The 20,929-nt window shown below is 58.0% G+C and carries 18 protein-coding genes; 13 read left to right on the plus strand and 5 right to left on the minus strand.

Going from position 1 to position 20,929, the window contains the following annotated elements; translation table 11 throughout:
* Positions 1-27 precede the first annotated feature (27 nt).
* From ACZ9HU_RS15565 to ACZ9HU_RS15585, 5 genes are all read left to right on the plus strand, one after another.
* Positions 28-1,278, plus strand: coding sequence for an MFS transporter (locus ACZ9HU_RS15565; protein WP_476106192.1), 1,251 nt, complete (start codon positions 28-30; stop codon positions 1,276-1,278).
* Positions 1,279-1,294: 16 nt separating this feature from the next.
* Positions 1,295-1,783, plus strand: coding sequence for a heme-degrading domain-containing protein (locus ACZ9HU_RS15570; RefSeq protein WP_476106194.1), 489 nt, complete (start codon positions 1,295-1,297; stop codon positions 1,781-1,783).
* Positions 1,783-2,640 carry a 3-keto-disaccharide hydrolase gene (locus tag ACZ9HU_RS15575; RefSeq protein WP_476106196.1) on the plus strand — a complete coding sequence of 286 codons (858 nt, stop codon included), beginning with the start codon at positions 1,783-1,785 and terminating at the stop codon, positions 2,638-2,640. Before ACZ9HU_RS15570 ends, ACZ9HU_RS15575 begins: the two co-directional genes overlap by 1 nt.
* Before the next feature lie 94 nt (positions 2,641-2,734).
* Positions 2,735-3,649 carry a 3-keto-disaccharide hydrolase gene (locus ACZ9HU_RS15580; protein WP_476106199.1) on the plus strand — a complete coding sequence of 305 codons (915 nt, stop codon included), beginning with the start codon at positions 2,735-2,737 and terminating at the stop codon, positions 3,647-3,649.
* 315 nt (positions 3,650-3,964) lie between these two features.
* Positions 3,965-4,537 carry a TetR/AcrR family transcriptional regulator gene (locus tag ACZ9HU_RS15585; RefSeq protein WP_476106201.1) on the plus strand — a complete coding sequence of 191 codons (573 nt, stop codon included), beginning with the start codon at positions 3,965-3,967 and terminating at the stop codon, positions 4,535-4,537.
* Positions 4,538-4,607: 70 nt separating this feature from the next.
* Here the strand turns inward: ACZ9HU_RS15585 and ACZ9HU_RS15590 are convergent, their stop codons facing one another.
* The 4 genes from ACZ9HU_RS15590 to ACZ9HU_RS15605 all read right to left on the minus strand — a co-directional run bounded on the left by ACZ9HU_RS15590 (position 4,608) and on the right by ACZ9HU_RS15605 (position 10,220).
* On the minus strand, positions 4,608-6,161 hold the full coding sequence (locus ACZ9HU_RS15590; protein ID WP_476106202.1) for an MFS transporter: 1,554 nt from the start codon (positions 6,159-6,161) through the stop codon (positions 4,608-4,610).
* Positions 6,162-6,168: 7 nt separating this feature from the next.
* Entirely contained in the window at positions 6,169-7,254 is a 1,086-nt protein-coding gene (locus tag ACZ9HU_RS15595; protein WP_476106205.1) for an HlyD family secretion protein, read from the minus strand.
* Positions 7,255-7,279: 25 nt separating this feature from the next.
* On the minus strand, positions 7,280-8,704 hold the full coding sequence (locus ACZ9HU_RS15600) for an efflux transporter outer membrane subunit (protein ID WP_476106206.1): 1,425 nt from the start codon (positions 8,702-8,704) through the stop codon (positions 7,280-7,282).
* Positions 8,705-8,768: 64 nt separating this feature from the next.
* A complete protein-coding gene (locus ACZ9HU_RS15605) occupies positions 8,769-10,220 on the minus strand; it encodes an aldehyde dehydrogenase (protein ID WP_476106208.1) in 1,452 nt (483 codons plus the stop codon).
* A gap of 216 nt (positions 10,221-10,436) precedes the next feature.
* Between ACZ9HU_RS15605 and ACZ9HU_RS15610 the strand changes: the two genes are divergently transcribed.
* The gene (locus ACZ9HU_RS15610) at positions 10,437-11,573 is read left to right on the plus strand and encodes an NAD(P)-dependent alcohol dehydrogenase (RefSeq protein ID WP_476106211.1); all 1,137 of its coding nucleotides are present in this window, start codon (positions 10,437-10,439) and stop codon (positions 11,571-11,573) included.
* A gap of 36 nt (positions 11,574-11,609) precedes the next feature.
* On the opposite strand, the gene ACZ9HU_RS15615 is transcribed toward ACZ9HU_RS15610, so the two are convergent.
* Positions 11,610-12,521 (minus strand): LysR family transcriptional regulator, encoded by a 912-nt coding sequence (locus ACZ9HU_RS15615; protein WP_476106214.1) that lies wholly within the window; start codon positions 12,519-12,521, stop codon positions 11,610-11,612.
* A gap of 143 nt (positions 12,522-12,664) precedes the next feature.
* Between ACZ9HU_RS15615 and ACZ9HU_RS15620 the strand changes: the two genes are divergently transcribed.
* The 7 genes from ACZ9HU_RS15620 (at position 12,665) to ACZ9HU_RS15650 (ending at position 20,902) form a co-directional block, all read left to right on the plus strand.
* Positions 12,665-13,672, plus strand: coding sequence for an LLM class oxidoreductase (locus ACZ9HU_RS15620; RefSeq protein WP_476106215.1), 1,008 nt, complete (start codon positions 12,665-12,667; stop codon positions 13,670-13,672).
* Between the two features lie 258 nt (positions 13,673-13,930).
* A complete protein-coding gene (locus tag ACZ9HU_RS15625) occupies positions 13,931-16,159 on the plus strand; it encodes a TonB-dependent receptor (RefSeq protein ID WP_476106217.1) in 2,229 nt (742 codons plus the stop codon).
* 203 nt (positions 16,160-16,362) lie between these two features.
* Positions 16,363-17,187 carry a sugar phosphate isomerase/epimerase family protein gene (locus ACZ9HU_RS15630; protein WP_476106219.1) on the plus strand — a complete coding sequence of 275 codons (825 nt, stop codon included), beginning with the start codon at positions 16,363-16,365 and terminating at the stop codon, positions 17,185-17,187.
* A 157-nt stretch (positions 17,188-17,344) separates the two neighbouring features.
* Positions 17,345-18,628 (plus strand): MFS transporter, encoded by a 1,284-nt coding sequence (locus ACZ9HU_RS15635; protein ID WP_476106220.1) that lies wholly within the window; start codon positions 17,345-17,347, stop codon positions 18,626-18,628.
* A gap of 39 nt (positions 18,629-18,667) precedes the next feature.
* Positions 18,668-19,441, plus strand: a complete 774-nt coding sequence (locus tag ACZ9HU_RS15640; protein ID WP_476106223.1) for an SDR family NAD(P)-dependent oxidoreductase — start codon at positions 18,668-18,670, stop codon at positions 19,439-19,441.
* A gap of 141 nt (positions 19,442-19,582) precedes the next feature.
* Positions 19,583-20,101: a cupin domain-containing protein gene (locus ACZ9HU_RS15645; protein ID WP_476106227.1), complete on the plus strand. Its 519-nt coding sequence runs from the start codon at positions 19,583-19,585 to the stop codon at positions 20,099-20,101.
* A gap of 15 nt (positions 20,102-20,116) precedes the next feature.
* A complete protein-coding gene (locus tag ACZ9HU_RS15650; protein WP_476106229.1) occupies positions 20,117-20,902 on the plus strand; it encodes an SDR family NAD(P)-dependent oxidoreductase in 786 nt (261 codons plus the stop codon).
* The last annotated feature ends 27 nt before the right edge of the window (positions 20,903-20,929 follow it).

The raw sequence follows: 20,929 nt of genomic DNA on the forward strand, positions 1-20,929 counted from the left end.
GCCGAGAATGGGCCGGAGAGGAAAACGATGTCTGACGGAGAAATTTCCGCGAGCATGCCAAAACCGGTCACCGGTGGCTTCATGGCGCTTTATGCCTTTACCCAATATGCGCATTGGCTGGCGATCCTGACCCCGGTGACGATCACCATCGCCATGCGGATCGGCCAGATCGCAACGCCTGGCGAAAAGAACGCCTATCTGGCGACGATCATGTCGATTGGCGCCTTTTGCGCGATGGTGGCGGCGCCCATCTGGGGCGCGATCTCTGACCAAACCACCGCGCGGATCGGGCGGCGCAAGTTCTGGATCGTGGCGGGTTCGCTCTTCCTGCTCACCGGCCTCTCGATCATGGCATTCAGCCATTCGCTCTGGCTGTTCGGGCTGGGCTGGCTCATCTGTCAGGTCGGATCAAATGCGGCGCAGGCCTCCCTCAACGCCATCCTGCCCGATCAGGTGCCGCTGGAACAGCGCGGGCGGATGTCCTCCTTTCTGGGCCTGACCACGGTCATTGCCATGGTGTCGGGCACGTTCATCACCCAATTTACCCATCAGAACAGCGTGGCGATGTTTCTGGTGCCATGGCTGCCCTATCTGGTGGCGGTGCTGCTGGTGCTGCGGTTTCTGCCCGATGCGCCTTCGCAATCGACCGATGGCATTTCGCTGGCAACGGTCTTTTCGGCCTTTCGGGTCAATCCATTCCGTGATCGCGACTTTGGCCTCGCCTTTTCCTGCCGTTTCCTTCTGACCACCGGCAACTCCTTTGTGCAGACCTATCAGGTCTTTTTGCTGATGGATGTGGTAGGGCTGGCATCCGGACAGGTGCCCGGCGCAATGTTCACTGTCACGGCATCAATCGCTGTGCTGGGAGTGATCGTGACTCCGTTGGCAGGGACCGTGATCGACAAGACCGGGCGCATGAAGCCACTGGTCGTTGGTGCCGGCCTCCTGGTCACGCTGGGCCTCCTTGCGATCAGCCGGACGACATCGCTGACCCCGCTGATCGTCGCCATGGTCGTGTTGGGCGTCGGTAAGAGCATCATTTATGCGCTGACCACAGCACTTGCAGCCAGCGTACTGCCCGACAAAGGCAGTGCAGCCAAGGATATGGGCATCATCCAGATCGCCAGCAGTCTGCCGCAATCGCTGGCCCCTGCCATCGCGCCGCTGTTTCTTGCCATCGGCGGCGGGCATTCCAATTATGAGGCGGTGTTCATTGCCGCTGCGATTTTTGCAGGTTTCGGCACATTGGCGATCCTCCCCATCCGTCATGTCAAATAACTGAAAGGTCGGTTTCATGTCATCCAACCCCAAGCTCGAAGGGCTGGTGCAAAGGGAAAAGGATCTTGTCCTTGCCCGGTTTAATCCAGATGATGCGTGGTGGCTGGGCTGCTTCCTGCGCGACGCGGCGCAACGGTCACAGGCCCCTATTGCGATCGAGATTTCAGTCGGGCCAACCCTTTTGTTCAGCACGCTTTTGCCCGGCGCGACGGCAGACAATCTGGGCTGGATCAAGCGCAAGGTGGCCATTGCCTGGCGCTATCAGCTCTCCAGCTATGCCATGAACCAGAAGTTTGCTGCGGGCGAGAACATGTTCGAGCGCTTTGGCCTTGACCATGCCACCTATGCGGCGGCGGGCGGCGCGGTGCCGATCCGTTTGGCGGGCGTGGGCATGGTGGGTGTGGCGGCCGTGTCGGGCTTGCCGCAACTTGATGATCACAACCTGGTGCTTGGGGCGCTGGATGCGCTGCAGGTCCATCAAAAGAACCCCAACGGAGAAGCCTGATGAGTGAAGACAGCCTGGTCGAAAATCAGTTTCGTCCCTTATTCGATGGCAAGACGCTGTCCGGCTGGCGGGCGATCCCGCGCATCTATGGTCGCCGCCAGCCAGGCGGGCCAATGGTTCATGAGATGTGGATTGAGCAAGGCAGACCTCTGCCGTTCGAACCTGAAAAGCACCCCGCGCATTGGTTCGTCGAGGACGGATATATTGTCGGCGAACAGGAATTTCCCGGCAGCGGCTATGGCGGCTATCTGATCACCGAGGACACGTTTGGCGATTTCGAACTGGTGCTGGAGGCGCGGCCTGACTGGCCCGCCGACACCGGCATCATGGTGCGCCGCCTGCGCGATGACTGGAGCGGGTTTCAGATCCTGCTCGACCACCGCGAAAGCGGAGGGATCGGCGGATTTTTCGGCAATGGCCTGGCATCCTTCATGGCCGCGCCCTTCAAGATTACCGCTCTGCGGGACGCCGAAGGCCGGGTGATCGGCATGCAGCCCGATATGCCCGAAAATTCACAGGAACCGCTGCAGCCCGAACAGCTTGCCCGCCTGACCTATGCCGCCGATGTTCAGGACTTCCTGAAAGCCTGGAAGTGGGGCGAGTGGAACGAGATGCGGATCAGGGTGGTGGGCTCGATGCCGGTCATCACCACTTGGGTCAATGGCGTGAAGATTGCCGAACTCAACACCGCCACGATGCAGGCGCCCGATTATGACCCCGAGGCCATTCTGGGCCTGCTGGGCACGCGCGGGCATATCGCGCTGGAGGTTCACGACAACGATCCGATCTTCAAGGATTCGCGCTGGGGCCACGGGGCGCAATGCCGGTGGCGCAACATCCGTATCCGGGAACTCTGATCGCTTGATCTGATGCCTCATAAGTCATGACGCGGGAGGCGCGGGGCTGCGTCTCCCGTTAGAGACATGCACGCTAAAAAAACAAGGGATGACCATGAAAACCGTAGCATATCTGAAACTTGCGGTCTGCGCACTGCTGGCTTTGTCGCCCGTCGTTGCCCACAGCACAACCGATGGAAAATTCCACCCGCTCTTTGATGGTAAGAGCCTAAAAGGCTGGCGTTCCATTCCGCGCGTGGCGGGCAGCCTTTATCCGGGCGGCCCCTCCGTTGACGATATGCGCAAGGCCCGCGGCATCCCTTTACCCATCGAACCGGAAAAGCATCCGGCTCACTGGTTCGTCCAGGACGGCATGATCGTTGGCGAACAGGAAAAGCCCGGCAGCGGCTATGGCGGCTATCTCATCACCGAAAAGACTTATGGCGATTTCGAACTCGTGCTCGAAGCACGCCCTGACTGGCCGGCCGATACGGGCGTAATGCTGCGCCGGGGGATGAATGACTGGGCCGGGTTTCAGGTGCTGATTGACCACCGGGAAAGCGGCAGCATCGGCGGCTTTTTCGGCAATGGTCTGGCCTCGTTCATGGCGGTGCCGTTCAAGTTCAATTCGGTGCGGGATGCCAATGGCAAGCCCGTCGGTATGAAGTTGGACAGACCGGAAACCTCAATCGAGCCCGTCACGCCCGAACAGGTGGCACGCCTCGATTATGCGGCCAAGCCCGATGATTTCCTGAAAGCGTGGAAATGGGGCCAGTGGAATGAAATCCGCATACGTGTCGTGGGTGCGATGCCGGTCATCACCACATGGGTGAATGGCGTGAAGATCGCCCAGATCAACACCGCAACGATGAAAGCGCCTAATTACGACCCCAAGGAGATCCTGAACCAGCTTGGCCCGCGGGGCCATATCGCATTGGAGGTCCATGACAATGACGCGGTATTCAAGGATGCCCGCTGGGGACGCGGCGCCCAGTGCCGCTGGCGGAACATCCGAATTCGTGAATTGTAATTTCACAAAAATTTCACGCAAATAAAACTCGTCAATTCTAAATAAGATTTGCACCTCCCGTCGTCATTCTCTGCGACGATGACGGGAGTTGCCTCGGAATTTATAAATCATTATTGATACAATTAAGAAAGGAATCACATTAATTTCGATATAGATTATTGCATTCATCATGAAATTTTTCCAAGCTTACGGAAAATAAGTGGCTTCTTGTAAATTTAGAGCATTACCACTGTGCTTCATGCCGGAAGTCGTTGACTCAGGAGTTGCCTTTCGTCAGTTGTGGCTGACATTTCATAACAAAAGTTCTCGAGAAACATGACAGACCATCCCGCCACGCGGCGCCGCGGCGCCGAATTGGAAGATGCCATTCTCGCTGCAGCATGGGAAGAACTGGCTAACAGCGGTTATTCTCACTTCACTTTCGAGGCAGTCGCAAAGCGTGCCGAAACAAGCAGGCCGGTACTATATCGCCGTTGGCCGACGCGAGCCGGTCTCGCGTGTGCGGCAATCGTGCGCCATATTAGGAGGAACCCGTTAAACGTTCCCGATCTGGGCGACCTGCGCGAAGAAGTCTGCTTGCTGATGCGCCGTTTCGCTGATCGTTCGCCACCGCCGCAACTTCGCCTGATTATCGAAATGAGCGAAGATATGGCGGCCGAAAACACCAGCTTTATGGACGCCCGCTTCCAGGATGCGCCCATGCAGCAGATCATTGAACGTGCCATTGCACGCGGGGAGGTGGCGAGGGAAAAAGTCACGGCGCGGGTGCTTCGGGTTCCTCTCAGCCTTGCCCTGCACGAAGCCGTGGTCAGCGGACGGCAAATTTCCGACCAAGCAATCTCGGAAATTGTGGATCAGATATTTCTGCCTCTTGTAGTGTCCGGCTGACCGCCGACACGCTCAAAATAGGCCGCCCATATCACACAGGCCTGACCGCAATGCTTTCTGAGATTGCTGATTATTCTGCTGAAGGATGAGAAAGTTTGGCAAGCGGATGAGGCGGCGTCGGCAGCAAAAAGACCGCGAGCAGAAGCGCAGTTGCTGCAATCCAGAAGCAAAACTTATAGGCATCGCCAAAGGCCAGAACATAGGCCTCGCGGCGCAGCAAGCCGATCATACCCCCTGCCCCATGATCCAGAAAGTCCATGCGTGGCTGATTCAGATAAGTACCTTTAACGAAAGAGTGAACCGCTTCGCGCTTGCGGATCAGGGTTGTCAGAACCGCTGTTGCAAATTCCGGTCCTATAACTCGGGGGATCTGGATATAGGCAACCAGGCTGATCAAATCCTCGCGCGCCGCATTGGCAACAGTCATGGCGATACAGGTCAGCAAGACCGCAGAATTCCCCATACCGATCAACACGCTCATGAACGCAAAGTCATCTGCTCGCCACACATAGGTAATGTCGCTGCCAAGCCAGCAACCTATCATGACCAGCAACAGACCTACCGCCAGCGAAAGCCGAATATCTCCGCGCCGGATCGACCAGATTGTCAATGGGATGGCCACAATCTGGACCAGATCAATCCACCACAGGGCCGTGCCGGACTGGACCGGCTTGAGATGGCCAACGGTGGTCAGGAAGTTCGGGATCAGGAGCGATGTTGCCGCGCTGGTCATTCCAAACATGGTCACAATGATCAAAGGCAAATAGATATTGCGTTGCCGCAGCGGCGCGGGATGGGCAAAGGGTACGGGAGAAATGAATTGCCAGCCAATCGCCGCCAAAATCAACGCGACGCCTCCGCCCAACAGCCCGATAATCGTTCCCGAAGCGTCCCAATCTAATCTGTTGCCTTGGTCAAGCCCCAGATAGATCGAGGTCAGTCCGAGGCAAAACATGAGCAATTCGCCCATATCCGTCCGCTTCCACAGATCCCAGTTGGGTTCACGCGCGGGAAAACTGACGGCGGCCAATAACAGGAATGCGACGCCCGCTAGGGCGGCTTGCCAATATATCGCCTGCCATCCGATATTTTCCACGAACCAACCGCTAAGCGACACCCCAGTGTGCAAGGCGAGTGTCAGTCGGACAGAATAGAGCCCCAATGCAATTAGCCAGAAGCGCGGAGAAAGGCTGCCAAAGACAATGGCGAGCGTAGCCGGGACAAAGCAGCCCAGCAAAAAGCCATCCAGAATATGCAGGCCAAAGATCATCGGAATACCCACGGCCAGCGGCGTCAGCATCATCGAGAGTATGAAAATCAAAGCCGACGTCACCAAGACCCGACGAGGCCCAAACATGACCACCATCAAAGGCACGATCGGCGCAGACAAAAGTTGCGCAGCATTCGTCGCGCTATTGAGCCACGATCCTTCATCAACGCTAAGGCCATAGGCCCCGCGAATATCTGCCAGAGAAATGCCAAAGTCGCGGGTAAAAAGGCTGGTCATCAGCGTCCCCAGAAGGACTGCGCAGACCGCGCCCAAGGGTCGGGCATTCGCATTTCCGCGAAGCAGCGAACCGACAAAAAACGCCATCGTTTGCCGACAGCCCATCGACTTTGACATGATCCGATCAAGCTCCGTGCGTGTTGATGCGCGTCGTCACGGACATGCCCGCACGCAGGCGAGTAATCAGCGGCTGGCCAGGGTCAAGGTCGATGCGCAAAGGGATACGCTGGGTCACTTTGGTGAAATTGCCCGTGGCATTGTCGGCAGGAACTGCGGCAAACGATGCGCCGCTTGCCGGGGCCAGTCGCGAAACCTTGCCCGACAGGCGCTGGCCGGGAAAACTGTCGATCATGATCTCAACCGGTTGGCCCGGAGCGATCCGTGCCAGCTGAGTCTCCTTGTAATTGGCGACGATATAGGGTTGCGTGCGTGCGACAAAATTCACAACCGCCGTACCCGGGTTGAGCAGGCTGCCCAATTGCACAAAGCGCTGACCAACGGTGCCATCAGCCGGAGCTACAATGCTGGTATAGGACAATTGGATCTTGGCCGTTTCGAGTGCCGCTTCAGCCGCCATGACATCGGCCTTGCGTTGCGGCCGCTGGCCCATCAGCACGTCGAGTTGGCGGTTCTGCAAATCGACAGCCGCTACGCTGGCGGCGTGGGTGGCGCGCACAACTGCTGCATTGGACATAGCGCTGTCAGCTTCCTGACCCGTCACCGCCCCCGAATCGGCCAGCGCGGTGAAGCGCCGGTTGTCTTGATCGGCCAGACGCAGGCGACTTGAATTACTGACGACGTTGGCACGGGCCTGCGCAATCACCGCGCGTTGTGCGGCGATTTCATGGTCGAGATTGTCCAGAACTGCCTTCGCTTTGGCCAGGGCGGCCTCGGCATGAAGAACTGCGGCCGAGGCTTCACGGTCATCCAGTTGCACCAGAACTTCACCGGCATGAACCTGTTGAAAGTCCGAGAAATTGACCTTTGTGACGTAGGCGGATGTCTTGGCATTCAGGACCGACGTATCGGTCTGCACCGTGGCATCGTCTGTGGATTGCGATACACGGTTGGCCTCAACGCTGTTCCATCGGATCGAGACCAGCATCACACTTGAAATCACCAGGATCAGGATGCCCCACGGAACAAGGCGCAGCCATGGGATCGTATCCCGACCGGTCGAACTTGGAGTTGCTACATTCGTATCTGACATGAGGTTTGGTCCACGAATTTGAAAATCAGACGCCGCCGCCCAAGGCTCGCACCAACCCCACATTCAGGATGAAGCGGCGCGTTTCGAGCTGGGAGACTGCCCGCCTGGCCGAGATCATGGTGTTTTCTGCCGACAGCACAGCGATATAGGTGAGAAGGCCGCCGCGATATCGGATCAGCGCCGTCTTATAGGCAGTTTCCGCAGCATTGAGCGCGGCCTGTGCATGAACAAGTTCCGGGGACAGCGCGCGCTGACTGGTCACCACCACGGCGACATCCTGAAGCGCATGCAGAAGAGCGTCATTATAGCTGGCAACGGCAGCATCATAATCGACGTGGGATGCCCGCAGGTTGGCCCGCAGCGCCCCGCCGCGGAAAATGGGCAGGCTGATCGCCGGACCGAAATTTCCTGCCATCGAGGCCACGTTAAAAAACTGATCCAGGCCCAGCGATTGCGGGCCGATCGCACCGGCCAGATTGATGCTGGGGTAAAAGCCCGCCCGAGCGACCTTGATCTGCGAAGCGGAAGCCTCGACGCGCAGGCGTGCGGCGCGCACATCGGGACGCCGGCCCAATAATTCGGCGGGCAGATTGGCCGGCAGACCAAATTGGACAATCGCCGGGTCGGCAGGGCGTTTGATTTCCAGAGCCCGATCCGGCCCTGCCCCCAACAAAGCCGACAGACGCAGCCGCGTTAGTTCCGCCAGTTCCTTGCTGCTTTCCAAGGCCTGCCCTGCAGTTTCCAGCGCGCTTACAGCCTGGGCTTCTGAGGCCAGCGTTTCCAGCCCGAAGGATCGGCGTTGCTTGACCAGATTGACAGTCCCTTCGCGCACATGGACCGTCTGTTCGGCCAGATCAACGTCACGCAATTGGCCAAGCAGTTCGGCATAGACCGAAGCCACACCAGTGGTCAGCAGCAACCGCGCCTGCGCTGCATCGGCCCTTGCAGCCTGCGCTGAGGAAATGGTCGAGGCCAGCGCGGCGCGGTTCTTGCCAAAAAAATCGAGCCCCCATTCCATACCGATACGGGCGGCAGCCATTTCATTAACGCCCTTTGGCACGGCGGCATAGGGCATACCGTTCCAATAGCTCAACTTGGCCTCGCCGATCGAACCACCAAGGTTGAAATGCGGCAAGTCTTCTGCGCGCGTCCCCTCGATGACGGCCTCGGCGCGGCGGACCCGCGCTGCGGCAATCTCGAGTGAGGGGGAATGGGTTATGGCCTCAGCGATCAGAGCGTCGAGTTGAGGATCCTGATACTGGCGCCACCAGTCATCCTGCGGCCATTCCCCGGCAGGTGCCGCCAGCGTGGTCGAAGACTTGAACTTCTCAACATTGGCAAGCTCTGGCCCCTTTTCCATCTTAGGCAGGCTCGCGCATCCGCCAAGCGCCAAGCCAAGCGCAGCAGAGGCGGCGAATGTCCAGACAATCGGGGGGAAGTGGTTCTTCATGGTGGCGTAACTTTACAACTCTGGGCGCGACCGGACCAGCCCGGCCGCGCCTCAGTATGGGCAATCAGAACGGATAGGGTTGATTGGCAGGTTCGATCGTTACCCACTTGAGTTCGGTGAACTCATCAATGACCGCCTGGCCATCAAATCGACCATAACCGCTCTGCTTCATGCCGCCATATGGGGCCTGAGCCTCGTTCTGGACCGTGGCACCATTGATGTGGACACATCCGGCATCAATCTGGCGGGCAACCTCCAAAGCGCGGGTCACTTCGCGACCAAATACTGCCGAGGAAAGGCCATATTCTGTATCATTGGCCACTCGAACCGCTTCATCGCAATCCTTTACGCGGACGATCGTGGTTATCGGACCAAAGGTTTCCTCATCATAGATGGCCATATCCGGGGTAACGTGGTCGATAATTGTGGCGGGCATTACCGCGCCTTGCGCCAATCCGCCAATGGCTAGCTTCGCGCCCTTCGCCAAGGCGTCATGGATAAGACCATTAATACGTTCGCCCGATTTGCTGTCGACCAGCGGGCCGACGACGGTGCCGGCATTGTCGAGCGGATCGCCGGCAGGCAACTGCGCGACCTTGGCGACGAATTTTTCGACAAAGGCGTCAGCAACGGTTTCATCGACAACAAAGCGCTCCGTCGACATGCATATCTGCCCCTGGTAGAGGAAAGCGCCGAAGGTCGCCGCATTCGCCGCGCCATCCAGATCGGCATCATCAAGCACGACAAACGGGGCCTTGCCGCCCAGTTCGAGCAGGCAGCGCTTGAGATGTGCAGCACTCTTTTCGGCGATGATCTTGCCGACCTTTGTGGAGCCGGTAAAATTGACGCGTCGGACCGCTTGGTGGGCGATCATCTTGTCGATGATTTCTGGCGCATCCTTGGGCGCATTGACAATGAAATTGAGAACACCTGCCGGCAGACCCGCTTCATAAAACGCTTCAGCGACCAGCGCATGCGTGCGCGGGCTAGCTTCCGATCCACGGAACAGGACGGTGTTGCCCAGCGCAATCGGATAGGCAATCGCTCGGGCAGCGAGCAGGATCGGACCATTCCAGGGAACGATGCTGAGCACCACGCCGACCGGCTGCCGCAGCGTCATCGACAGTGTGCCCGGCTTGTCCGTCGGGATCGTTGCGCCCTGTGCCTGGGTCACCAGGCCGGCCGCTTCACGCAGCAGCGTCGCCGACCCCATCACGTTGAAGGCCGCCCAGAGAGCCGACGCGCCTACCTCTTCAGCCATTGCCTGGACGAAGGCATCCTTCTTGGCTTCCAGCCTGTCGGCCGCAGCCAGCAGAATCGCACGCCGCTCGTTCGGGCCGGTCTTCGACCATGTTTTGAAAGCGGCCTGCGCCGAATCGAGCGCCCTCACCGCATCCTTCACACTGGCAGCTGCGGCGCGAGTCACCGCCTTACCGGAAATCGGATTGAGCCGTTCGAACACTTCACCGGTTTCCGCATCGACCGATTGGTTATCGATCACGAGGCGAATATCCATCTGTTTTCTCCATCAAAAGGCGGCCTTGCCGCTCGATCTTTTGGCCATGGGAGCGTCGGCGCAACTGAGTCGGCGTTCTCGACTGGTCGCTGCTCCAGATAGCGATGACTTACGCATTGTCAAATATATTGCGCATTGACTAATTTTCAACTCAGCTTATCTGGCCCGTTCTCGGAAGAGCCGCAGAGCGCGACCCTTCTCAAAAAGGAGGTCAAAATGGAGAAAGTTGTCGAACCGATTGCCATGCGCGCTGCGGTCATCCGCGAGGCCGGCGGTGAATTCCGGCTTGAAAATGTGACACTTGGATCGCTTCGCCCGACAGAAGTGCTTGTCCGGGTTGTGGCAACGGGTGTTTGCCACACCGACATGGTGGTGCGGAATCAGGACTATAGCGCGCCCTTGCCGATGATCCTGGGCCACGAAGGCGCGGGCGTGGTCGAAGCGATTGGCGATGATGTCACCACCATCAAGGTGGGCGACCATGTGGTCATGACCTACATGTCATGCGGACTTTGCGACACTTGCGAATCGGGCCACCCGGCACATTGCGAACATATGGGACCGCTTAACTTTGGCGGCGGTCGCATGGATGGATCCAGCGCCGTCACCGATGCCCATGGCTGTAAGGTCCACGACCATTTCTTTGGTCAGTCGGCATTTGCAGAATATACAGTGGCCAGCGAACGCAATGTGGTGTCCGTGCCCAAGGACATGCCGCTTGAGCTGGTCGGCCCGCTGGGCTGCGGCATTCAGACAGGTGCCGGATCGGTGCTCAATGCGCTCAAGGTCCACGCAGGGGCAAGTTTTGTCGCTTTTGGTACGGGCGCGGTAGGTCTTTCCGCGATCATGGCAGCCAAAGTGGCCGGGGCGACGACGATCATTGCCGCCGACGTCAATCCGCTGCGCCTCGAACTTGCCCGCGAACTGGGAGCGACCCATACGATCAACAGTCGTGATGAGGATCCGGTTGCTCGTGTCAGGGAAATCACGGGCAAGGGAGCGGACTTCTCCCTCGAATGCAGCGGGCGCCCGCAGGTACTGCGACAGGCTATCGACTGTCTTGGCATTTTTGGCGTGTGCGGCATCGTTGGCGCGACCAAGGAGGGCACCGAAGTGGCCTTTAACGTGAACGACGTGATGATCCCCGGACGTCGGATTATGGGGATCGTTCAGGGCGATGTGGTAGCAAAGACTTTCATCCCCGTGCTGATCAACCTCTATTTGCAAGGGCGTTTTCCGTTCGACCGCCTGATCAGGTTCTATGAGTTTGAAGATATCAATCAGGCCGTCGAGGATTCCGAACGCGGCGTCACGATCAAGCCAGTGCTGCGGATTACACAAGTCTTGGCGTGATTGACATCGGGGCCGCCTGCCGTGGCGGCCCCGCCCTCACCTTCTGATTGCCAAGTGGAGTTGGCCGTCGGAAGATTTGAGCGAGTTCATCATGAAATCGGTGAACGCTGCAATCTTGGGCAATTGCTGACGGCTCGATGGCCACAGAATGTAGATACTGCGCTCCTCCTGCACCAAATCCTTCAGTACAAAACGTAAAATCCCTGCGGCAATATCACGCGAAACGACAAATTCAGGCACAAGCGCAATGCCAAGGCCGGCTCTGGCCATGTCGGCCAAAGCTTCGATTGTGTTGCTGGTGCTCGAATGCGGCAGATCGGGAGAAGCCTCCGCATGGCCCAGTGGCCAAGGTGCGATCTTGCCACTGGTCGGATATCGATAGCGCAGACAGTGATGGCCAGCCAGATCGGCGCTTGATGCAGGTTCTGTCGCTTGGCCAAGATATTCTGGCGATGCCACCAGATGGTGGCGATACCCGCCTAACCGGCGTTGCGATAAGCGGGAATCCTGAACCTCGCCAACTCGGATGACAGCATCAAAACCTTCATCGATTACATTGACCAGACGATCGGTAAAATCGAGTTCGAGTTCAATATCCGGATAGGCCTTTTGAAAAGCCATCAGGGCGGTCATGAAGTAGGAACCGATCTGCGGAAGCCCAACCTTGAGGCGTCCCATTGGCTTTCCCGCGGCCTCGGTCAGTTCTTTTCGCGCGACATCAAGTTCCGCCAAGATGCGATGGCATCGCTCGAGGAACATGGCCCCCTCGCCGGTCAGAGTGACTGCACGGGTCGAACGACGCAGCAGGCTGACCCCTAACTCGTCTTCAAGGCGTGCAACGGCCTTGCTGACCGCTGATGATGAGGTGCCGAGCCGCTGACCTGCCTGGGTAAAGCTGCGCAGTTCTGATGCATGAACAAAGGCTTCAAGCGCACCGAGATAATCCATTACGACTCCATTTGAGAATAATTTTCCGATATGTTGTGAATTGTAGCTTATTTTTCACAAACACAAAATGGCCTAGAGCTGCCGTCGTGATCGCATTTTTCGCGATCCATGTTGCAGCATAATCAAGGCAGAAAAGGCCCTCCATGCCCAATCCTTCCCCCGCCGGCGAATTGCCCAGGGAGCTTGCCGCTCACCAGGGTTACTCCCGTGTTTTTCAGCCTCAGGGCCTGACCTTCGGTTTTATTACGCCGCTTGAGGCCTATCCCGACCATCCGGCCCCGACCATGACGCATCACGCAGAACTTGTGCGAAAAGCCGATAAGGCCGGATTCTCCGCCGTCTGGCTGCGCGATGTCCCGTTTTATGACCCGCATTTTGGCGATGTAGGACAGATCTTCGATCCCATGGCCTATGCGGCCTACCTGGCTGCTATCACCGGGCAGATTACCATCGGAACTGCCGGGGCCGTACTGCCTCTGCGCGATCCGCTGATCCTTGCCAAGCAGGCCGCCACGGTTGACCAATTGTCGGGTGGACGTTTCGTACTTGGTCTGGCGACAGGGGATCGGGCGACCGAATATCCTGCCTTTGGGTGCAATTATGAAAACCGGGCGGCGCGCTTCCGGGATGCTCTGGCCATGCTTCGGGCGGCCACTGAAGAGGCCTGGCCGATCCACCGGTCCGAATTTTACGGCCAATTGGAAGGCACTCTGCAAATGGTCCCGCAGCCGACAGAGGACCGATTGCCGATGATTGTCATAGGCCATGCCGGACAAAGCCTTGAATGGACCGCACAGAACACCGACGGCATTTTGTCTTATACCTCTGATCCACACCGGATCGACTTGGTCATTGCCCAATGGCGCGCAGCCTGTCCGGCGGGTCTCTTTAAACCCTACGGCTATGGCACATTGTTCAATCTTGATCGTGATCCCAACATGCCCATCCGGTTCGGCCGCATCCTGCATGGGGGACGCAACGCCTTGCTCGAATATTGGCTGCGTCAACAGGATGCCGGCGTTTCGCATGCCGCCTTGCATTTCAAGCCCCAGCGCCGCCCGGTCTCAGAGGTTCTCGACGAGTTGGGGGAATATCTGCTGCCGCATTTTCCCAGCCATAAGCCTGGTGTCCCTGCTGGCGCAAGCGCATAGCTCCCCGAAACGGCTCTGGCGGATGCGGTGAGATGGAAATTATAAATAATTGATATTATTAGATTATTTTAAAATTACCTAATTCAATTGTTTTACAGATACATCATTGATTTCATATTTATATTGACTCCGTCATCCGCCAAGACATAAAGCACACCTCAACGGTCAACACTTCGGCATCGTGATGAGCAGACTGGACCTAGGTTCGGTCGCCCCCGGTTGCAGCGAAACAGAACCACCGATTTGGGGAGAGCTATTTTGAAACATAAAGTGAAATTGCGTTTTGCTGCGGCAGGTCTAGCGGTAATTGCCGCTGCCCCCTTTGCCGCTCACGCACAGGGCAACAGCTCGACGCAAGCACCAGCTACCGGCGATATCGTCGTTACCGCCCAGCGCACTTCAAGTCTGGCATCCAAAACTCCGGTTGCTCTGACTGCAGTAACCGGCAGTGCGCTGGCCCAACAGGGCGTCACCAACCCCACGCAGATTGCAGAGGTCGTTCCCAACATTTCGATTGACCGCGCCAACGGCAATGGGCTGCAGATAACGGTACGCGGCATCACCTCCACCGATGGCACGGAAAAGGGCGATCCTTCAGCCGCTTTCCTGATGGACGGCATCTATATTGCGCGCCCCCAAGCCCAGGAAACGAGCTTCTTCGATGTTGCTCGGGTGGAAGTGTTGCGCGGGCCGCAAGGAACACTTTTCGGACGCAATACGACTGCTGGTGTGGTCGGTGTTGTAAGCAATCTACCGATGTTCAAACTTGGCGGCAGCGGCGATATTCAGGTCGGCAATTACGGGCAGGTTCAGGCTACCGGCGTGCTCAATGTGCCCGTCACTGACAATTTTGCCATTCGCGCTGCAGCCAATTATGATCGGCGCGACAGCTTCATCACCCGTGGCTCGCAACTGACCAGCTCCCTTGATCCCTTCAAGGACAATATTTCCGGCCGCCTTTCGGCGCGCTGGAAATTCGCCAAGGGCGAGCTGATCGTGCGCGGCGACTATTCCCAGATGGGAGGCCGCCCCCAGAACGGGGTGCGTCTGGCAAATTTCTACACCAATACCGGATCGGGTCAGACCCCGCTCTATGTTGGCACGGGCGTCTCGAGCGACGATCTTCGCCGTCTGAACGACAACATCACCTTCGACATTAAGCGCGACACCCAGACATGGGGCATCCAGAGCGATTTCACCTATGATTTCGGCGGCATTGGCATGGCCTATCTGGGGTCCTATCGTCAAATGGATCGCAAGGAGACCTTTCCTTACCTGCGCAACACGGGCACAGTCATTCCAGCCGATTTCTTCGGAAATTACTGGCAGAACAGTCAGGAACTGCGTTTCTACACAACCAATAACGGGCCGATCAAGGCTCAAGTCGGACTGTACTACTTCAAGGAACGCAGCGGCGTAAATCTTTCGCTGTTCGGCCTGCTTTCGCCCACGCCCAATACGGTGGGCTATGTGTATCAATTCAATCAGGTTCCCACCCTTGCCGAATCCTATGCGGCTTTCGGTCAGGTTACATGGAAGCTGACCGACAAGTTCCGTCTGACGGGCGGTGTCCGCTATTCGCGCGATGACAAATCGCGCGTGGGCGGCGTGTGGCGCTGTGCGACGGTGGCCTGCAACGGATCAGGCGATGTTTCCTCGCCCAACAACGCAAGCCGATCCTTCAGCAAAGTCACCTGGCGCGCCGGCATCGACTATGACGCCAACAGCCGGACCCTGCTTTTTGCGACGGTATCCTCTGGCTATAAAGCTGGCGGCTTCAACGATGGCTGCGCCAGCGGCACCCCCAATTGCACCAGCCCTGTTGTGCCGGCCGCGCTCTATTATGAACCTGAAACACTCACGTCTTATGAAGTCGGGGTCAAGACCCGCTTCCTCGACAATGCGGTTCGCCTGAATGCGGCTGCCTTCTATTACAACTACAACAACATCCAATTGACTCAAACCTCGACCATCTGCGGCGGCCCATGCTCCGTCACGACCAATGCCGCCAAGGCAAAGGTCAAGGGCCTTGAACTGGAAGGTACTATCCAGCCGATCAAGCCCATGCTGTTCGACTTTTCGCTGGCCTATCTCGACGCGACCTATGACAGTTTCCTTGTGACCCCTACGGTCGACTTTTCCGGTCGTTCGCTGGATCGCGCACCTGGCGTGACAGTGACTGCAGGATACACGCATACGTTCGATTTGCCGGGCGGGGGCAACATTCAGGCCAATGTCCGTACCCGTGTGATGGACAGCTATTATCTGGCAGCTCTTGCCACCCTGAACCAGTATCGCGTGCCGAGCAGCATGCGTTCCGACGCGAGCCTGACTTATAATGCGCCGGGTGGGCGCTATTATCTGCAAGCCTATGTGAAGAACATCGAGAATGCCGTCGTCGTTACGACGGTCATCGCGGGCACCTTCCCCACGGCCAATTTTGCCGATCCGCGCCTGTTTGGCGTTAGAGCCGGGTTCAAGTTCTGATCCCGCTATGATGCCCGCAGCGTTCTGGCTGCGGGCATCATCGTGACAATTGTTACCCTTTCGCCGATTGGTCCGCCATGTCCTTCACCCGCCGTTTTATTCTTGCAGGCGCCGCCGCCGGCTTTGGCCAATTTGCCTTGCCGGCGGCGACACGCCGCCCCGCGGCCCGCCCTGCACTATCGCCGGGATTGCAGTTATACACCTTGAACAAAGAGGCCCTCGCGGACCTCGATGCAACCTTGCATGCAGTGCGCAACATCGGTTTTCGGCATGTCGAACTCGCAGGGCTTTTGGGCCGGTCCGCGGCGCAATTGCGGGCATCCCTTGACCTTGCCGATTTGCGTTGCACCAGCATCCACCTGCCCAGCCAATCGTCCGGCCTGAGCCTGAGCGATGATCCGGGCATGCTGGCCGAACAACTGCGAATTCTTGGGTGCAAAACCGCCGTCCTTCCGACATTTCTGATGGGCCCGGATGCGAAGCCCCGGCTGCCGGGCGAGTCCGGCTTTGCCTATGTCCGCCGTGCGGGACTGAAAATGCGAAAGGAAGATTGGCAGCGCAACGCCGCGTTTCTCAACCGCATCGGGCCAGGGCTAAAGCGCGAGGGCATCGCCCTAGGCTATCACAATCACAATCCGGAATTCGCTCCCCTTGCCGACGGGCGCACCGGATTTGATGTTCTGCTTGCCGAAACCGACCCGGCGACCGTCCATTTTGAACTGGATGTCGGCTGGAGCGCGGCCGCCGGTGTCGATGCCGCCGCCTTGATGCGCCAATATCCGGGGCGTATCCGCCAGATGCATCTCAAAGACATCAAATCGGGAATGCCGCCCAATTTCACCTATCAGCAGGCCCCTCGTTCCTTGGGGGATGGCCAGACCGATTGGCCTCACCTGCTGCATGAAGCTGTAAGGCTTGGAGTGAGCGACTTCTTTATTGAGCAGGAGCCGCCCTATCCAGTCGATGCCCAGACCTCGATTGCCCGCAGCTATCGCTATTTGCAGGTTCATTGTGATCTCATGCGGTGAAACTTCGTATTGACGCACAAGGGATGATGAATTCATATTTACAATCTAAAATTCTTATATGCAAAAAAATGGCGCCGCAAAATGGGGGCCGCTGAACCTGGGTGGAGCGATGCTGGCTGTGAATTCGCAAATCGATAGACCTTCAACCGCAACGGGCATGGCGACCAGAGCCGCATTGGCCAGTTCGATGGGGTCGATCCTTGAATGGATTGATTTCACGACCTATGGTGCGCTGGCGGCAACCGTATTCCCCAAACTGTTTTTCCCTCAGTTCAGTCAGCAGAACGGAATTCTCGCGGCATTCGCGACCTTTGGCGTGGGCTTTTTTGCACGCCCGCTTGGCGGCATTCTGTTCGGCGCTCTGGGTGATCGCATCGGACGCAAGTCGGTGCTGCTTTATACGCTCCTGCTGATGGGCGCTGCTTCCTTCCTGATCGGATGTCTGCCCGGCTATGCCATCATCGGCCATTGGGCACCGGTTTCGCTCGTGTTCCTGCGCTTTTTGCAGGGCGTTGCGCTTGGCGGAGAAGCCACCGGAGCCCAGCTTTTGACCATGGAGCATGCCCCGCCCGACCGGCGCGGATTTTTCGGCTCACTGATCAATCTGGGCAACTCGGCCAGCGCAGCTGTCGCCAACGGGGCACTGTTCGTGTTGTTTGCCCTGCTTGGCGCGCATCGGTTTGAACAATGGGGCTGGCGTATTCCGTTTCTGCTCAGCTTCGCACTCGTCCTGCTCGGCCTTTATATCCGCCGCAGGGTTGCAGAAACCCCCGCATTTGAACAAATGCGCGCCGAGCGCCAAGAGGCCATGCTTCACGACAAAGCCAAGGCTCAACCCGCAAGGATGACACGTCAGGCCATTGTGACCGCGACACGTCTGCTCATCATTTGGCTATGCCCGGCATGCTGCTTCCACGTCATCAATGTGTTTTCGCTGGCCTATATTACCGGCACGCTCCAAATGTCGGGTCAAACGGCTTATCTTTGCATGACGGCCGCCAATTTTCTCGCAATGGGGGCAATTGTTTCGGGCGGGATTGCCAGTGACCGCTTCGGACGCAAGCCTGTGATGCTGTTTTCCTCCGCGCTGACATTGCTGGCCGCTTTGATCTATTTCCCGCTTTTGAACACCGCCAACTGGGCCTATATTGCCTTGGGCATCGCCTTTTTCGTGTGCAGTCTGCAGATCCAGTCCGGCGTCCAGCCCGCCATGTTTGCCGAACCCTTTCCGACTTCGGTTCGCTATTCAGGCTCTGCCATCGCCTATACCGGCGCCAATCTGGTGGCGGCCGGTCCCGCACCCTTTGTGGCCTCCTGGCTCCAGGGGCTTGGCCACGGCCTTACCTGGCCCATTACGGCCTACCTCGTGGCGGTCATCAGCATTTCGACGATTGCCACAATCACAAGCCCTGAAACCCGTCATCTCGATCTGGCCCGATAGGGCCGGACAGCCGTTCCTTTCAGCATCCGGAGTAGAAAAGTGCTTTTGAAAGACAAGGTTTGCGTCATTGCCGGCGCTGGATCGGCTCGCGGGATCGGCTATGCCACCATGCGGCTTTTTGCGCAGCACGGGGCCATCGTGATCGGTTGCGACCTCTCCATGGATCAGGAACGCAGGGCCGACCTGATCGCCGGGATCAAGCATCAAGCCTGTGACGATGCCATGGTCGATTTTGTCGCCTGCGACATCACCAATGCCAATGCCTGCCGCCAGATGATGGGCGACGCCGTGTCGCGGCTTGGGCGTGTCGACGGGATTGTCAATTGCGCCGGAATCGTTGAATCGTGCGATATGCTTGACATTGATGGCGCAAGTCTGGACCGCATGCTTACCGTCAATCTGAAGGGCGCCTTCACACTGGCTCAGGAAGCCTTGCGCGTTTTCGTGGATCAAGGTCACGGCACGATTGTCAACCTTGCCTCGGTCGCTGCCCAGCGTGGCGGCGGATTGGTAGGGGGCAGCCACTATGCCGCATCCAAGGGCGGTATGATCAGTATGACACGCAGCATCGCCCGCGAATTCGGTCCAAAGGGTGTCCGTGCCAATGTCGTATGCCCATCGATGACGGAAACCAGCATGCTTGACGGCGTGGTGGGCGCGCAAATGCACGAACAGATTGTCTCGCAAATCCCGCTGCGCCGCGCTGCCCTTCCAGTGGACATCGCCGGGGCGTGCCTGTTCCTGAGCTCTGATCTGTCCGCCTATGTAACGGGCGCAACGCTTGACGTGAATGGCGGAAGCCACATTCACTAAAACCTGCGGTAAAGCTCATGTTATAGTAGCGCAGGCATCTACCCAGAGTGTCTGCGATGCATCTTTATCGCAGTGATTTCGACACTAAATTCCTTTGGCTGACATACCTGCCCCATGACACCAGGCCAAAGGAGTATTTTTGTGGCGAAGGGATCGGACAGAGCCGCCCCGCGGTTCATCGCGGACGCCTTGCCTCCGCTGAATTTCATGGAGGGCGCCGGCAACCCGCCCTCCATTCCCTTCTGGCATATGAAGGATGACGGAACGGGACAATGCACGATCGAAAGTGCCTGGCTTGAAGGTTTCGCCAAACAGGTGGTGAGCGGCAAGACCGTTCCGATCTGGATGCGCAGCTTTGCCGGGCAGGTGAAGGCCGTCTGGTTCAATGTTCTGCCGGTGGGCTGGATTGGCGACTGGCATCCCAGCCCATCCCTGCAATGGGTCGTTCCCCTGTCCGGTCGATGGTTCATCGAGACACAGAACGGCAGGAGGGTGGAAATGGGGCCCGGTGACATTCATTGGGGCGCCGATATCGTGTCCGGCAACGCCGCAGACATCGCCCATCTTTCCGGACAGATCGGCGATGTCCCCTGCGTCCAATTGATGGTGCAATTCTTGCAAACCAGCGACCCCGACGTAACGATCCCCTCAGCCCCATAAAGATCAGGACAGACCATGGACCTTAGACTTATCGGCAAGACCGCGCTGATCACCGGATCGACCGCGGGCATCGGCCTTGCCATCGCGTGCCGCCTTGCTGCCGAAGGCGCACGCGCCATCATCTGTGGGCGCAATCAGGCCAAACTGAATGAAGCCGCCAAAACAGTCGCTCAATATGGCGATGTCGAGGCGGTCCTAGCCGACCCGACTCATGCCCAAGGCGCGCAGGCCCTGTTTGATGCCGTGCCTGAGGTTAATATTCTGATCAACAATCTGGGCATTTATGAAGCCAAGCCTTTCGCCGAGATTTCCGACGAAGACTGGCTCAACATGTTCAACGTCAATGTGTTGAGCGGCGCACGACTTTCTCGCCATTACTTTCCTGCCATGTTGGCCCGGTCCAGCGGCCGAGTGATCTTTGTCGCGAGTGAAAGTGCACTGCTGATTCCGCCGGAAATGGTGCATTACGGCATGAGCAAGAGCGCACAGCTCGGACTTGCCCGCGGTATGGCGGAATTGACGCGCGGCACGGGCGTGACGGTGAACTCGATCCTTCCCGGTCCCACCCGCTCAGAGGGCATCAGCGCCTTTATCGCTTCGGTGGTGACCGATGAAGGGTTGGAGGATGGGCAGCGAGAGACGTTGTTCTTTGAACGCTTCCGTCCGCTTTCCCTGATCCGCCGCCTGATCGAACCGGAAGAGATCGCCGCGCAGGTCGCGCTCCTGGTCAGCCCGCATGGCGCCATCACCAATGGTGCTGCTATCCGGGTCGAAGGCGGTATGGTCCCCACTATCGCCTGAACGTAAGAGCAAGGCGCGTGATTGCGC

It is taken from the genome of Novosphingobium sp. Sphag1I (assembly GCF_056279125.1).

Bases quoted from the DNA above. Each gene is read 5' to 3' on its own strand.
- ACZ9HU_RS15565 (WP_476106192.1), top strand. From the start codon at position 28: ATGTCTGACGGAGAAATTTCCGCGAGCATGCCAAAACCGGTCACCGGT.
- ACZ9HU_RS15570 (WP_476106194.1), top strand. From the start codon at position 1,295: ATGTCATCCAACCCCAAGCTCGAAGGGCTGGTGCAAAGGGAAAAGGAT.
- ACZ9HU_RS15575 (WP_476106196.1), top strand. From the start codon at position 1,783: ATGAGTGAAGACAGCCTGGTCGAAAATCAGTTTCGTCCCTTATTCGAT.
- ACZ9HU_RS15580 (WP_476106199.1), top strand. From the start codon at position 2,735: ATGAAAACCGTAGCATATCTGAAACTTGCGGTCTGCGCACTGCTGGCT.
- ACZ9HU_RS15585 (WP_476106201.1), top strand. From the start codon at position 3,965: ATGACAGACCATCCCGCCACGCGGCGCCGCGGCGCCGAATTGGAAGAT.
- ACZ9HU_RS15590 (WP_476106202.1), bottom strand. From the start codon at position 6,161: ATGTCAAAGTCGATGGGCTGTCGGCAAACGATGGCGTTTTTTGTCGGT.
- ACZ9HU_RS15595 (WP_476106205.1), bottom strand. From the start codon at position 7,254: ATGTCAGATACGAATGTAGCAACTCCAAGTTCGACCGGTCGGGATACG.
- ACZ9HU_RS15600 (WP_476106206.1), bottom strand. From the start codon at position 8,704: ATGAAGAACCACTTCCCCCCGATTGTCTGGACATTCGCCGCCTCTGCT.
- ACZ9HU_RS15605 (WP_476106208.1), bottom strand. From the start codon at position 10,220: ATGGATATTCGCCTCGTGATCGATAACCAATCGGTCGATGCGGAAACC.
- ACZ9HU_RS15610 (WP_476106211.1), top strand. From the start codon at position 10,437: ATGGAGAAAGTTGTCGAACCGATTGCCATGCGCGCTGCGGTCATCCGC.
- ACZ9HU_RS15615 (WP_476106214.1), bottom strand. From the start codon at position 12,521: ATGGATTATCTCGGTGCGCTTGAAGCCTTTGTTCATGCATCAGAACTG.
- ACZ9HU_RS15620 (WP_476106215.1), top strand. From the start codon at position 12,665: ATGCCCAATCCTTCCCCCGCCGGCGAATTGCCCAGGGAGCTTGCCGCT.
- ACZ9HU_RS15635 (WP_476106220.1), top strand. From the start codon at position 17,345: ATGGCGACCAGAGCCGCATTGGCCAGTTCGATGGGGTCGATCCTTGAA.
- ACZ9HU_RS15650 (WP_476106229.1), top strand. From the start codon at position 20,117: ATGGACCTTAGACTTATCGGCAAGACCGCGCTGATCACCGGATCGACC.